11 protein-coding genes are annotated in these 13312 nt (G+C 69.6%); 5 read left to right on the top strand and 6 right to left on the bottom strand.

Annotation, left to right across the window (positions count from 1 at the left end):
* The first annotated feature begins 94 nt into the window (after positions 1–94).
* The gene (gene rph / locus Msi02_RS30530; RefSeq protein WP_239108836.1) at positions 95–2689 is read left to right on the top strand and encodes a rifamycin-inactivating phosphotransferase; all 2595 of its coding nucleotides are present in this window, start codon (positions 95–97) and stop codon (positions 2687–2689) included.
* Between the two features lie 26 nt (positions 2690–2715).
* Here rph and Msi02_RS30525 read toward each other — a convergent pair whose 3' ends face one another.
* The 4 genes from Msi02_RS30525 to Msi02_RS30510 all read right to left on the bottom strand — a co-directional run bounded on the left by Msi02_RS30525 (position 2716) and on the right by Msi02_RS30510 (position 5788).
* Positions 2716–3519 carry a sugar nucleotide-binding protein gene (locus Msi02_RS30525; protein WP_308441840.1) on the bottom strand — a complete coding sequence of 268 codons (804 nt, stop codon included), beginning with the start codon at positions 3517–3519 and terminating at the stop codon, positions 2716–2718.
* Between the two features lie 11 nt (positions 3520–3530).
* Positions 3531–4805, bottom strand: coding sequence for an MFS transporter (locus Msi02_RS30520; protein ID WP_275414186.1), 1275 nt, complete (start codon positions 4803–4805; stop codon positions 3531–3533).
* A gap of 108 nt (positions 4806–4913) precedes the next feature.
* Positions 4914–5324: an SRPBCC family protein gene (locus Msi02_RS30515; RefSeq protein WP_204051432.1), complete on the bottom strand. Its 411-nt coding sequence runs from the start codon at positions 5322–5324 to the stop codon at positions 4914–4916.
* A 20-nt stretch (positions 5325–5344) separates the two neighbouring features.
* A complete protein-coding gene (locus Msi02_RS30510; RefSeq protein WP_079315357.1) occupies positions 5345–5788 on the bottom strand; it encodes an HIT family protein in 444 nt (147 codons plus the stop codon).
* A gap of 90 nt (positions 5789–5878) precedes the next feature.
* Between Msi02_RS30510 and Msi02_RS30505 the strand changes: the two genes are divergently transcribed.
* Complete coding sequence (locus tag Msi02_RS30505; protein ID WP_204051431.1) at positions 5879–6733, top strand: helix-turn-helix transcriptional regulator; 855 nt, start codon at positions 5879–5881, stop codon at positions 6731–6733.
* A gap of 121 nt (positions 6734–6854) precedes the next feature.
* Positions 6855–7889, top strand: a complete 1035-nt coding sequence (locus Msi02_RS30500) for a LacI family DNA-binding transcriptional regulator (protein ID WP_239108826.1) — start codon at positions 6855–6857, stop codon at positions 7887–7889.
* A 77-nt stretch (positions 7890–7966) separates the two neighbouring features.
* Here Msi02_RS30500 and Msi02_RS30495 read toward each other — a convergent pair whose 3' ends face one another.
* Positions 7967–9490, bottom strand: coding sequence for a glycoside hydrolase family 62 protein (locus Msi02_RS30495; RefSeq protein WP_204051429.1), 1524 nt, complete (start codon positions 9488–9490; stop codon positions 7967–7969).
* A gap of 15 nt (positions 9491–9505) precedes the next feature.
* Positions 9506–10966, bottom strand: a complete 1461-nt coding sequence (locus tag Msi02_RS30490) for a glycoside hydrolase family 10 protein (protein WP_204051428.1) — start codon at positions 10964–10966, stop codon at positions 9506–9508.
* Positions 10967–11581: 615 nt separating this feature from the next.
* Here Msi02_RS30490 and Msi02_RS30485 point away from each other — a divergent pair.
* Both Msi02_RS30485 and Msi02_RS30480 read left to right on the top strand, forming a co-directional pair.
* Positions 11582–12733: a cellulose binding domain-containing protein gene (locus tag Msi02_RS30485; RefSeq protein WP_204051427.1), complete on the top strand. Its 1152-nt coding sequence runs from the start codon at positions 11582–11584 to the stop codon at positions 12731–12733.
* A gap of 43 nt (positions 12734–12776) precedes the next feature.
* The coding region (locus Msi02_RS30480; RefSeq protein ID WP_204051426.1) for a cellulose-binding domain-containing protein at positions 12777–13312 on the top strand (536 nt) is incomplete at its 3' end.

Raw genomic sequence — 13312 nt, 5'->3', positions numbered from 1 at the left:
GCAGACGCGCGGGCCTCATGAGGCGCCGGAAAGTGGTTCATACTTGCCCGTTGCGAACCGGCCCGACGAACGATGGAGCAGCGAATTGCGCTACGTGCTGGGATTCGAGGACATCGACTCGACGAATGCCGCAGACGTCGGCGGAAAGGGGGTGCACCTGGGCGAGCTCTCGCGAATCGATGGCATCCGCGTCCCGGACGGCTTCTGCGTCACGACGGACGCCTTCCAGCGGGTCGTGGCCGAGGTGCCGTCGATCGACGCTCAGCTTGACCTGCTGTCGCGCGTGAAACCGGACGACCGGGCGGCGATCCGCACCCTGAGCGCGGATATCCGCCGCGCCGTCGAGGGCGCCGCGATGCCTGACGATCTCGTGGCGGCGATCGGTGAATCGCTCGCCCGGCTCGGGGAGCACGCCTCCTACGCGGTGCGTTCCAGCGCGACGGCCGAGGACCTGCCGACCGCGTCCTTCGCCGGCCAGCAGGACTCGTACCTGAACGTCGTGGGCCTGGCGGCGATCCTTCGGCACGTCCAGCGGTGCTGGGCCTCGCTGTTCACGGAGCGGGCGGTGACCTACCGGCACCACAACGGCTTCGACCACCGGAAGGTGCGGATGGCCGTGGTCGTACAGCGGATGGTGTTCCCGGACGCGGCCGGGGTCCTGTTCACCGCGGATCCCGTGACGTCGAACCGGAAGATCGCCACCGTGGAGGCCGGTTGGGGGCTCGGCGAAGCGCTCGTCTCCGGTCTGGTCACCGGGGACGTCTACACGGTGCGCGACGACCAGGTCGTCACCAGAGCGGTCGCCACCAAGCCGCGGTCCGTCCAGGCGTCGCCGGGAGGCGGCACTCAGGACGTGCCGATCGAGCCGCAGCGGCAGACGCGGCCGGCTCTGACGGATGCACAGGTCGTGCGCCTGGTGCGGCTGGGCCGGCGGATCGAAGCGCACTTTGGCCGGCCCCAGGACATCGAATGGTGCCTGGTCGGCGACGACTTCCACATCGTCCAGAGCCGGCCGATCACCACCCTGTTCCCCGTCCCCGCGACCGATGACCAGGAGAACCACGTCTACGTCTCCGTCGGTCACCAGCAGATGATGACCGACGCGATGAAGCCGCTGGGACTCTCCCTGTGGCAGCTGACGACCCCACGGCCGATGCACGAGGCGGGCGGACGGTTGTTCGTCGACGTAGCCCCCGTCCTGGCGACATCCGCGGGCCGCGCGCGCCTCCTCGGGACCTTCGGAAACTCCGACCCGCTGGTTCGGGACGCGCTGCAGACCGTCCTCGACCGCGGTTTCGTCCGCGCGCTTCCTGACGAAGGTTCCGGCCCCGCACCCGCCGGCGACACGCCCGCCCCGATCGAGACCGATCCGGCCGTCGTCACGGAGTTGATCCGACACAGCGAGGCGTCCGTCGCCACCCTGCGGCGGGAGATCCAGGGTCTGTCCGGGCCGGCGCTGCTCGACTTCATCCTGGCCGACATCGCGGAGCTGAAGCGCATCCTGTTCGATCCGCGGAGCTCCCAGGTGATCATGGCGGGGATGGAGGCGACCTGGTGGCTCAACGACCACCTCGATGCGTGGCTGGGCGAGAAGAACGCGGCCGACGTGCTCACGCAATCCGTCCCCCACAACGTCACGTCGGAGATGGGGCTGGCGCTCCTCGACGTCGCGGACACGATCCGGCCGTACGGGGACGTCGTGGCGTTCTTGCAGCGCGTCGCGGACGAAGGCCGGGAGGGCGACGGTTTCCTGGACGAGCTGGCCGGGCTGGCCGGCGGAGGGGAAGCGCGTGACGCGATCCGGGGCTACCTCGACCAGTACGGCATGCGCTGCGCGGGCGAGATCGACATCACCAGAACGCGCTGGAGCGAGCAACCCGCCACGCTCGTGCCCACCATCCTCGGCAACATCAGGAACTTCGAGCCGGGCGCCGGCAAGCGACGCTTCGAACAAGGACGCCAAGAGTCGCAACGGAAGGAACAGGAACTGCTGACGCGCCTGCGCGCCCTGCCCGACGGGGAGCAGAAGGCCGCGGAGACCAAGCGGATGATCGACCGCGTCCGCGCCTTCGCCGGATACCGGGAGTACCCCAAGTACGGCATGATCAGCCGCTACTTCGTGTACAAGCAGGCGTTGCTACGGGAAGCCGATCGCCTCGTCCAGTCCGGCGTCCTGCGCGAGAGGGAAGACATCTTCTTCCTCCGGCTCGAGGAGTTGCAGGAGGTCGTGCGCACCAACGAGGTGGACGCCGAACTCATCCGGGAAAGGCGGGAGGCGTTCCGGTCGTACGAGGCGCTCACACCGCCCCGGGTCCTCACGTCGGACGGCGAGGTCATCACCAGCCGGTATCGGCGTGACGACGCCCCACCCGGCGCGCTGGCCGGCCTCCCGGTCTCGGCCGGGACCGTCGAGGGCCGTGCCCGTGTCGTCATGGACATGGCACAGGCCGACCTTGAGGCGGGCGACATCCTGGTCACCGCCTACACCGACCCCAGCTGGACGCCCCTGTTCGTCGCCGCCGCCGGACTGGTGACGGAGGTAGGCGGCCTCATGACGCACGGGGCGGTGATCGCACGGGAGTACGGCCTGCCGGCCGTCGTGGGTGTGGAGCAGGCCACCCGGCTGATCCGGGACGGGCAGCGGATCCGCGTTAACGGAACCGACGGGTACGTCGAGATCCTCACCTGAACCGTCACATCGAAGAGGCGCGGCGGCTATCTCAGGAACTCCCGGGCGCCGCGCAGCCTGGTCCTCAGGCGCCGCTGAGTCAGGCCGCAGTCCAACCGCACATCGAGCGGCCCAGGCAGGTCGGTGTCAGCGCGCCGGCCGTACGGCAGCCGAACCGGATCGATGCCGTCACGCTGCGCGACAAGACATCCAAGCTCATATCGGCTCACCGCGTCTGCGCCGGCCACGTGGTGGATCCCCGTGCGATCAGAGGCCGCCAGTTCCAAGAGAGCCGCTGCCAGGTCGCGGACATGCACGGGGCAGCGCACGTCGTCGGTGAACAGCACCCCGTGCATGCCGCCCGCGGCCAGCGCGTGCACCAAGTCTTCGTGCGGAGAGCCGCCGTCTCCGATGATCAGAGAGGTACGGGCGATCACCGCCGTCGGGGTGATCGCCTGCACGGCCACCTCTGCGGCCGCCTTCGCCGCTCCGTACGGAGTGACCGGATCGGGAACGCTGTCCTCGGCGTAGGTGATCGCCCTACCGGAGAAGACCGCATCGCTCGACACGTGCACCAGGCGCCCGCCGTTCCCGGAGGTTGCGATGGCCACGTGCGCGGCTCCGACGGCCGTCGTCACCCAGTCCGGCTGACGGTAGGCCGCGTTGACGACGACGTCAGGGCGGAACGCGCCGATCAGGTCGACCACGGCGGTACGGTCACGGACATCGAGCGGCACCCAGTCGGCTCCCGCGGCCGTGCCTGGCCGGGTCAGGTAGGTCGCGGCCACGACATGGCCATCCGCCGCGGACTGCCCCACGAGTTCGTCGCCGAGAAAGCCGCTGCCGCCCACGATGAGGATCCTCATGAGCTGTGACCGTACTTCAGCGAGGTGGCCGCCTCCGGGTCGCTGTCCTCGCCGAGCGCGCTGACATCGCTCTGGAAGCGCGTCATGCCGCGGAGGAGAAGAGTGGCCAGCGGCACGGCGAACCCGGCGACCGCGCCGATCGCCAGCAGTGCCGGGCGGCCGATCGCGGCGCCGGCCGGACCGGTGAGCGTCAGACCGAGGGGCGTCATGACCGAGGCGGCCAGCCAGTCCACGGAGGTGACCCGGGCGAGCCGTTCCGGAGGGATCTCCCTCTGGAGGTTCACCACCCACTGCACGGCGAAGATCTCCAGCCCCAGACCCGCGGCGATGTAGCAGGCGTACACGAATCCCGGCGACACCGGCCAGGTGAGCGCGAGCGGCACGACGCCGTAGAGGGCGAGCCCGCCGATCGCGGCCAGTCCCGGCCGGTCGGGCTGCCATCTCATGCTGACGAGCCCGCCCGCCAGGCCGCCGACCGACAGCAGGGCGAGGGCGGTTCCGTACACGGCGTCGCCGCCGAAGGTCTCGCGGGAGACGAGAGGCAGCAGGACCTGCGCCGGCGCGATCGTGAGCATCTGCTGGAGCGCGACGGCGACGATCACCCCCAGGACCCACCGCCGCCGTACGACTTCGGAGAGACCGTCGGCGATCTCCCGTACGGCGGACGCCCGCCGCCCCGGTGTGACGACGGGCTCACGCAACGGCAGGAGAAGGACGAGACCGAGCAGATAGGCCGTCAGCACGGCGAGAAATCCGATCCCGGCGGACCACGCCGTCACCACGTACGCGCCGAGACCGGGCCCGATGATGGCGCCCAACCGCCAGGAGACGGCCGTCAGCGCCGCACCGGCCGGACGCTGGGCGGGGGTGAGGACCGACGACAAGCAGGCCTGGTACGCGGGCCGGTGGAAGGCCTCCGCCCCTCCCACGAGGAAGACCAGGAGCGCGAGAAGCCACGGGGAGGCATTACCGCACAACCCGACGGCGGCCACGCAGCACTGGAAACCCAGCGAGGCGACCATCACCGTACGGCGTGGCAGCCGGTCCGCCCACAGCCCGCCGAGCAACGCGAACACGATCATCGCGATCCACCGGCAGGTGAAGATCGCGCCGACGGTCGAGGCGGTGCCACCCGCGTTGAGGGCCGCGATGGTGACCGTGACCGGGAAGATCTGGTCGGCCGCCACCGACATCGTGAAGCTGAGCCACAGCAAGCGGAATTCGCGATTTCGCGCCAGAGAGCCACCCGCGGAATCAGTCAGAACGCGCATGCTACGCAATGAATCCCGATCAGGCGGAAGGCGCAAGGAAAACGACCCCTCACCGCCTCGCCTGTTCGAGTTGATCTACTGGCGGGCTACGACGAGGGGTAGGCGGGGTCAACGGGCCTGAGCGGCGGATTCGAGTATGTGCTTCAAACGGGCGAGGTCGGCCTGGACGAGGCCCGCGTCGCGGGCGAAGTCCTCGTCGTTCACACCCGGAAGGCGGCGCAGGGTGAAGACCACCTCGCAGGCGTCGCCGTCGGGGATGACCCGCATCGGGTTGTGGACGACCTGCCCGGAGGGCAGCGTGACGTCGTGGTCGAGCACGCCGTACTCGTTGCGCTTCGCGAAGGCCAAGCCGGCCCGGCCCGACGGGGTCTCCACGTACCACTGGCCGTCGACGTTCTCCACCGAGGTGCCGAGCCCCGGAGCCCATTCCGGGAGGTTGGCCGGGTTCGACGCGTATTCGTAGACGTCGGCCGCGTGCCGGTCGATCCATACGCTGACGTGCCTGGATTCGAGAGCCATGCACGCCATCATGCCGGAGATCAGGGCTCCAAGGCCGCCAGGCCGGATCGCACCGCTTCGGCTTCGCGGTCGAGCAGGCTTCGCTCCCTGGTGCCCCAGTCGGCCTCTATCCGGAAGGCGTCCCCCTTGAACCGGGGGAACACATGTAGATGGAAATGGAAGACCTCCTGGAAAGCGGCCTTGCCGTCCGCCAGGAAAACGTTCACGCCCTCGCAGCGAAGCCCCGAGCGTCGCAGAGCCCGCCCCATGCGGTGGCCGATCCTCCACACATGTGTGCTCGTCTCCTCGTCCAGGTCTTCGAGGCCGACGGCGTGGACGCGGGGAATCACGAGAAGATGGCCGGGTGTCACCGCCCCGATGTCCATGATCACCATGACGCGGTCGTCCTCGTAGGGGATGCTCGCCTCGGCCTCCCCGCGGAGGATCGCGCAGAAGACGCAGCCCGGTCCCTCATGCTCTCCCATACGTCCATGGTGCGGTCCCAGTCTCCGCGTGGCCGCCTCAAATTGCCGCTCCGTCCAGGCGCAGTAGCGGCCGGGTGCAGACTGGTCCGTATGGCGACGGGCGGAATGACGGGAGAGTTCGGCAAGGCGGTGCGCCGCTGGCGTGACCGGGTCGCGCCCGAGACCGCCGGACTGCCCGCGGCGGGACAGCGGCGCGCGGCCGGACTGCGCCGTGAGGAACTGGCCCTGCTGGCCGGGATCTCCGTCGACTACGTCACCCGGCTCGAACAGGGCCGCGCGTCCCACCCGTCGGCCCAGGTCGTCGAGGCCCTGGCCCGGGCCCTGCGGCTGTCGGGCACCGAGCGCGCACACCTGTTCCGGCTGGCCGGGCTGGCGCCGCCGGAACCGGAGACGGTGCCGACGCACATCACCCCCAGCGTCCTGCGGTTGCTGGACCGGCTGACCGGCACGCCCGTCGCGGTCTTCGACGCGTGCTGGACGCTGCTCCTGGCCAACCCTCCGTACGCCGCGTTGATGGGCGACCCGTCGGAGGAGCCGCGCGGCGACCAGCGCAACGCGGTGTGGCGGCATTTCCTCGGTTCCGGCACCCGGGCCCGGCACACCGCGGAGTCCCTGCGGGCGTTCGAGACGGTCCTGGTCTCCGACCTGCGCGCGGCCGCCGCTCGCTATCCGGGCGACCGGCGGCTGCGGCGGCTGGTCGCGGATCTGCGCGCGAACAGCGAGCGGTTCGCCGAGCTGTGGGATTCCGGCGCCGTCGGACGGCACGACGCCGCCCGCAAGATCATCGACCATCCCGACGTCGGCCCCCTGACGCTGGACTGCGACGTGCTCACCGTGGCGGGCGTCGATCTGCGCATCATGGTCTACACGGCCGAGCCCGGCACCGAGGATGCAGAACGCCTCGCATCGCTCACCGCGCTCGGTACGCCGACACTCGCCGGATAAACCGGTTTCCGAAAGTTTTCGCAGTTGGTATCAGTACGAACTTGGTAACTGTCTGAAATTATTCGGCGAATCGCCGAAACATTCAGAGCCATACGCACACCTCGACGTTAGACTGCGGCTTGTGACCGTTGTCGACGAGCCGTCCGCATCCGTCCCCGAGCCGCTGACCCTCGCGCAGCTCGCCGAACTCGCCGGAGTATCCAAGGCGACGGTCTCCAAGGTGGTGAACGGCCGCTCCGCGGTGGCGCCGGAGACCCGTGCCCTGATCGAGGGCCTCATCCGGGAGCACGGCTTCCGCAGGCAGCGGCGGCGCTCCAGCCCGGCCGCCGTGCTGGAGCTGGTCTTCCACGAACTGGCGGGCGACTACCCGACGGAGATCGCCCGGGGGGTGGGGCAGGTCGCGCGCGAGCACCACATGGCCGTGGCCATCTCCGAGTTACAGGGCAACCACGTCCCCGGCGCCGACTGGCTGGAGGACGTGCTCGGCCGTCGTCCCGCCGGCGTCATCGCGGTCTTCTCCAACCTGACCGACGTCCAGCGTGATCGGCTCGCCACTCACAAGATCCCCCTCGTCCTCCTGGACCCGACCGGCGACCCGGGACACCGCGTCCCCTCGGTGGGCGCGGGCAACTGGAACGGCGGGCTCACCGCCACCCGCCACCTCCTGGAGCTGGGCCACCGGCGGATCGCCATCATCACCGGGCCGTCGCACGCGTTGTCCAGCCGCGCCCGTCTCGACGGCTACCGCGCCGCGCTCGACACGGCCGGGGTGCCCGTCGACCCGGACCTGATCTGCCAGGGCGACTACCAGATCGAGGACGGCCTGACGCACACGCACCGGCTGCTGCGCCTGTCCGACCCGCCCACGGCCGTTTTCGCCTCCAACGACGGCCAGGCCATCGGGGTCTACCACGCGGCTCACCAGATGGGGGTGCGCATCCCGGAGGACCTCAGCGTCATCGGCTTCGACGACATGCCCCCGGTGCGATGGGCCATTCCGCCGCTGACCACGATCCACCAGCCGCTGACCGAGATGGCGGGGGCGGCGGCCGCCATGCTGGTGACGCTCGCCAGGGGCGAGCCCCTCCCCCACTACCGCAAGGAGTTCGCCACGACCCTCGTCGTACGCGAGAGCACCGCTCCTCCGAAGCGCTAGAGGCGAGACCTCCGGCGCGACGGGGGTCCGCCGCACCGGAGGTCAGCTTCCCCGGGGAAGGATCGGGGAAGGACGGCTCAGCAGGTGGAGTTGGTCTGCGTGAGCAGGCCCAGCCGCCACGGCAGGGAGTTGTAGTCCCCGCCGGAGTTGGGGTCTCGGCCCTGGTACAGGTACTGCATCTTGCACGGGCTGATGGTCAGCGTCTGGTCCACCTGGGTGCGGACCATCTCGCCGTGGCTGATGTCGTTGGTCCACGCGCCGCCGGGGAAGGTCACGTTGCTCGATCCGGCGAACGGGCTGGACTCACTGGCCGCCAGCGGCGTCCACGACCCGGCGATGCTGTTCGACGTCCAGGACCGGAAGTAGCGCCGGCCGCTCGACCCGATCGCCTCGACGATCAGCAGGTAGCGGTTGTCTCCCTGCACCTTGTAGACGTTGCTCGCCTCGAACACGTTGTTCCGGTTGGAGTCCTGCAGCGCGATCACCGTGTTGCCGAACCCGTTGGGGAAGTTCGCGAGCGTCGTCTGCGACCGGTACAGGTGCCCGTTGTCGTCCGAGGAGAACAGATAGCAGTTGGCGTTGTCGCAGATCACCCACATGTCGACCCAGTAGCCGTTGCCGATGTTCTGCCGGATGATGTCGGGCATCCCCGAGTAGAAGTTCTTCGGCGCGCTCCACCCGTTGGGGTTGCCGATGTCCGGGTTGGTGGAGTACGAGGCGTTGCCGGTCTGGTACACGAGATACCACAGCTTCTGCGGCGCGAAGTAGAACACCTCGGGCGCCGCCCGGTAGCCCGAGCCGATCGGGGTGCGGTCCAGGTAGTAGTGCGTCGCCGAGCCCGCCTGTGACCAGTCGGAGAAGCTCAGGTACACCAGGTTGTAGCCCGAGGCCTGGGCCGTGCTGGCGAACACGTGGTACTTGCCGTTGTAGTACACCACCGTCGGGTCCTTGATGCCCGCGATGTTGTGCGACGAGTCCGGCTTCGGCGCGATCAGCGCACCGCTCGAGCTCCACCGGAAGCTCGACGGCAGCGTCCCGCCGCCACCCGTCGGACTCGCCGACGGGCTCGGGGTCGGACTGGACGTCGGACTCGGGGTCGGGCTGGACGTCGGACTCGGGCTGGGCGACCCCGGATTTCCGGTGCAGGGCACGCCGTTCAGGGAGAACGAGGCAGGCACCGGGTTGGAGCCGTTCCAGGAGCCGTTGAACCCGAAGGTGACGCTGCCGCCCGAGGGGATGGTGGCGTTGTAGCCGACGTTCGTCGCCGTCACCGACGACCCCGACTGGGTGTGGGTGGCGTTCCAGATCTGGGTGATCTGCTGGCCGGCCCCGAACGTCCAGGACAACTGCCAGCCGTTCACGGCGTCGCCCAGGTTGTCGACCACCACGTTGGCGCTGAAGCCACCGCCCCACTGTGAGGCGACGGTGTAGTCGACGCGGCAGGCCACGGCGGCCTCCGCGCTGTGGGCGTTCAGCAGCCCGGTCGCCGCCAACAGGAGCGGCATCGCCGTCATCGCCAGCTTCCGGCGCAGGGACACCCCAGGCGGCGCCGCCGGTTCGGCGGAGCGGCGCGGCGGCCGCGCTCGCCAGGGTAGGCGCATCAGTGTCTCCTCATGTCACGGGCTGGTGCAGGTCGCGGTGGGGGTGGCGGCGCTGCCGTTGGCGGTGAAGCCGAAGGTGGTGGACGAGCCGGCCGCGATGGAGCCGTTGTAGGGGGCGTTGCTGACGGTCACGCTGGAGCCGGACCCGCTCTGCGTGCCGTTCCACAGGCTGCTGATGCTCTGCCCGCTCGGCCAGGTCCACTTCACGGTCCAGCCGTTGACCGCCGAACTGCCCGCCCGTACGGTCACCGTCGACTGGAACCCGCCCGGCCAGCTGTTGGTCGTCTCGATGGTCGCCGAGCACGCCCCGCCCACCGGCGGCGTCGGGGACGGGCTGGTGTTCGGGGACGGACTGGTGTTCGGGCTGGTTGTCGGGGATGGGCTGGTGTTCGGGCTGGTGGTCGGAGACGGGCTCGTGTTCGGGGTCGCGGCGTTGAGCGCGTCGAGGACGGCCGTGTACGCCTGCTTCTTGTTGAAGTTGCCGTCGAACAGCAGCGGGGTGTCGCCGCTACGCCAGGAGTACTTGTCGGTGATGCCCCACACGGTGATGCCGGTGCAGCGGGGCACCGCCGTGCAGGCCTGGGTGACACGGCGGTAGGCGTCGGCCTGGGCGGAGCCCGAGCCGCCGATGTCGAGCTCGGTGATCTGGACGTCGACGCCGAGCGCGGCGAACTGGGCGATGTTCTGCTGGTAGTTGGACGGCACCGATCCCGACGACAGGTGCGACTGCAGCCCGACGCAGTCGATCGGCACGCCGCGCGCCTTGAAGTCCTTGATCATGTTGTAGACGCCGCGGGTCTTGTTCGCGTTGGCGTCGTCGATGTTGTAGTCGTTGTAGCAGAGCTTGGCGTTCGGGTCGGCCGCCCGCGCGGCGCGGAATGCCTCCTCGATGAAGCCGTTGCCGAGCTTCTGGGTGAACACCGAGCTGCGCAGCGTGCCGACCGCGCCGCCGTCGGCGAAGGCCTCGTTGACCACGTCCCAGGCGTAGATCTTGCCCTTGTAGTGGCCCATCACGTTGTTGATGTGGTTGGTCATCGCGCTGCGCAGGTCACTGGCCGACAGGCCGCCGACCCAGCTCGGCAGCTGGTTGTGCCAGACCAGCGTGTGTCCGCGGATCTTCATGCCCTTGCTCTGGGCGTGGCTGACGATCTGGTCGGCGGAGGTGAAGCGGAACGAGCCGCGCGAGGGCTCGGTGGCGTCCCACTTCATCTCGTTCTCGGGGGTGACGGCGTTGAACTCCCGGTCCCAGGTGGCCACGTAGGTCGAGTCGTTCATGTGACCGGCCGCGATCGCGGCGCCGTAGTAGCGGCCGCTCTGGGCGGCCGCCGCGCCCAGCGTGCCGGCGGCGGCGCCGGCGGGGACGGACGCCGCGAGTGCGGTGGCCGTGCCGAGTACGCCGAGGGCGCCGGCGACCAGCAGCCGGCGGGTGCCGACGAGCCGTCGTCCGCCGTCGGCGGGTAAGGGATTTTCGCCCATGCCTGAGCCTCCACTGCGGAATCGATGAGGGAAACGCGGATAGACGCCCGCGGGAACAGCACGCGAGCCGTCGTCGCGTCGAAACTGCGGCCCCTGCCGCTCACCACCGACCCCGGCAGGAGGAGCCGCCTCGGGGAGTCAGTCTGGAAATCATCCCGAAACGTGTCAAGGGCGTTCCCAGAAAGTTTCGATGCCCGCTTGGGCCTCTACGGCTGCACGCTGCATTGATGCCGTCAACCCGGCATGTAATTTTCCTGGCACTTCTGTCAGTGGCCCTCGATGCGCGGGTCTCGATGAACGTTTCATCACCGCGCCTCCCCTCGGTGGTGCGTTCGCGTCTCATCGCGGCAGTTGAGACGCATAGGCCGGGCGGAAGGGCGGGACGGGGGCGGGAGCCGGAGCTTGACGGGGGCTCGTCACGTCGTATTTGCTCCGGCGCACCACCACCCCCGGTCATCCGAGGAGAGGAGCGATCGACTCGTTGAGCCGATGTTAGCGCTAACAATGATGTCTACAAGCGCTACCGGAGCCCGGCCCCGGCTATGTGCGGGGTCGGCCACAGCGGGAACCCGCCCACCCACCTCACCCTTGCCCGAAAGGGGTTGACCACCAGCGATGTTAACGCTCACAAACCGGCGCGGATGGAGACGGTGGAGACGCCGGCTGACCACCGCGCTCCTGGTCGCGACCGTCGTGGCGACGGCGCCCGCCGTCGCCCGCGCCGAGTCCAACGGCGGAGTACGGGTGATGCCGCTGGGCGACTCGATCACCGAGGGCACGCAGGTGCCGGGCGGTTACCGGATCGGGTTGTGGCAGCGCCTGGCCGCGGGCCGTTACACGATCGACTTCGTCGGGTCGCAGTACAACGGGCCGGCCAGTCTGGGCGACCACGACCACGAGGGGCACCCCGGGTGGCGGATCGACCAGATCGACGCGAACATCGCCGGCTGGCTGCGTACCTCTGCCCCGCGCACGGTGCTGCTGCACATCGGCACCAACGACGTGCTGCAGAACTACAACCTGTCCGGCGCGCCGCAGCGGCTGTCCACGCTGATCGACCACATCACCGCCGCCGCGCCGAACGCCGAGGTGTTCGTCGCGACGATCATTCCGCTGTCGAACTCCGGCCAGGAGGCCGCCGCCCGCACCTTCAACGCGGCCATCCCCGGCATCGTGCAGTCCAAGGTCGGCAGCGGCAAGCACGTCCACCTGGTCGACATGCACAGCAAGCTGACCACCGCCGACCTGATCGACGGCATCCACCCGACCGCGACCGGTTACGACAAGATGGCCGCCGCCTGGTACGCGGCGCTCCAGTCGGTGCCCGGCAGCATCGGGCAGGGCCCCGGCACCAGCCCGTCGCCCAGCCCGTCAGCCAGCCCGTCAGCCAGCCCGTCGCCCAGTCCGTCAGCCAGCCCGTCGCCCAGTCCGTCAGCCAGCCCGTCGCCGAGCCCGTCTCCGGGCGGCGCGGGGTGCTCGGCCGCGTACGCCGTCGCCGGGCAGTGGGACGGCGGCTTCCAGGCGACGGTGACCGTCACCGCGGGCAGCTCGACCATCTCCTCGTGGACCGTCGGCTGGCGGTTCGGCAACGGCCAGACGGTCACCCAGTCGTGGAACGCCACGATCAGCAGCAGCGGCGACCAGGTCACCGCTCGCAACGTCGGCTACAACGGCGCGCTCGGCGCGGGCGCGAGCACCCAGTTCGGCTTCCTCGGCACCTGGAACGGCGCCAACGGCGTGCCCACGCTGACCTGCACCGCGAGCTGACTCCAGACATGAAAGTCGCCGTCAACTATCCCTGGAGATTCTCGTGCGCTTCACTCGACATCGGCGCTGGCTCGCGGCCGGGATGGCCGCGGCGCTGAGCGTCCTCGGAATCGTGACCGCCGGCTCCGCCCGGGCCGCCGCCGGCTGCCGGGTCACCTACACCGTCACCAACCAGTGGCAGGACGGCTTCGGTGCCAACGTGGACGTGGTCAACCTGGGTGACCCGATCGACGGCTGGCGCCTCACCTGGTCGTTCCCCGCCGGGCAGACGATCAGCCAGCTGTGGAACGGCAGCTACACGCAGTCGGGCGCCCAGGTCACCGTGACCAACGCCTCCTACAACGGCGCCATCCCGACCGGCGGCAGTGCGTCGTTCGGCTTCAACGGCTCCTGGACCTCGTCCAACCCGGTGCCGGCGAGCTTCGCGCTGAACGGCACCACCTGCAGTGGAACCGTCACCAGCCCCAGTGCCAGTCCCAGTCCCAGCCCCTCGGCGAGCCCGAGCAGCAGCCCCAGCCCTACCCCGTCACCCTCACCATCACCGTCACCCTCACCGTCGCCGTCGCCGTCGCCGTCGGT

Source organism: Microbispora siamensis (assembly GCF_016863095.1).
Classification (GTDB): Bacteria; Actinomycetota; Actinomycetes; order Streptosporangiales; family Streptosporangiaceae; genus Microbispora; species Microbispora siamensis.
Note: the sequence above shows the minus strand (reverse complement) of the source record. Positions and strands in the feature narration are given on the sequence as shown.

Excerpts from the sequence above, each read along its gene's own strand:
- Msi02_RS30520 (WP_275414186.1), bottom strand. The coding sequence starts at position 4,805 with ATGCGCGTTCTGACTGATTCCGCGGGTGGCTCTCTGGCGCGAAATCGC.
- Msi02_RS30515 (WP_204051432.1), bottom strand. The coding sequence starts at position 5,324 with ATGGCTCTCGAATCCAGGCACGTCAGCGTATGGATCGACCGGCACGCG.
- Msi02_RS30510 (WP_079315357.1), bottom strand. The coding sequence starts at position 5,788 with ATGGGAGAGCATGAGGGACCGGGCTGCGTCTTCTGCGCGATCCTCCGC.
- Msi02_RS30505 (WP_204051431.1), top strand. The coding sequence starts at position 5,879 with ATGGCGACGGGCGGAATGACGGGAGAGTTCGGCAAGGCGGTGCGCCGC.
- Msi02_RS30495 (WP_204051429.1), bottom strand. The coding sequence starts at position 9,490 with ATGCGCCTACCCTGGCGAGCGCGGCCGCCGCGCCGCTCCGCCGAACCG.
- Msi02_RS30490 (WP_204051428.1), bottom strand. The coding sequence starts at position 10,966 with ATGGGCGAAAATCCCTTACCCGCCGACGGCGGACGACGGCTCGTCGGC.
- Msi02_RS30485 (WP_204051427.1), top strand. The coding sequence starts at position 11,582 with ATGTTAACGCTCACAAACCGGCGCGGATGGAGACGGTGGAGACGCCGG.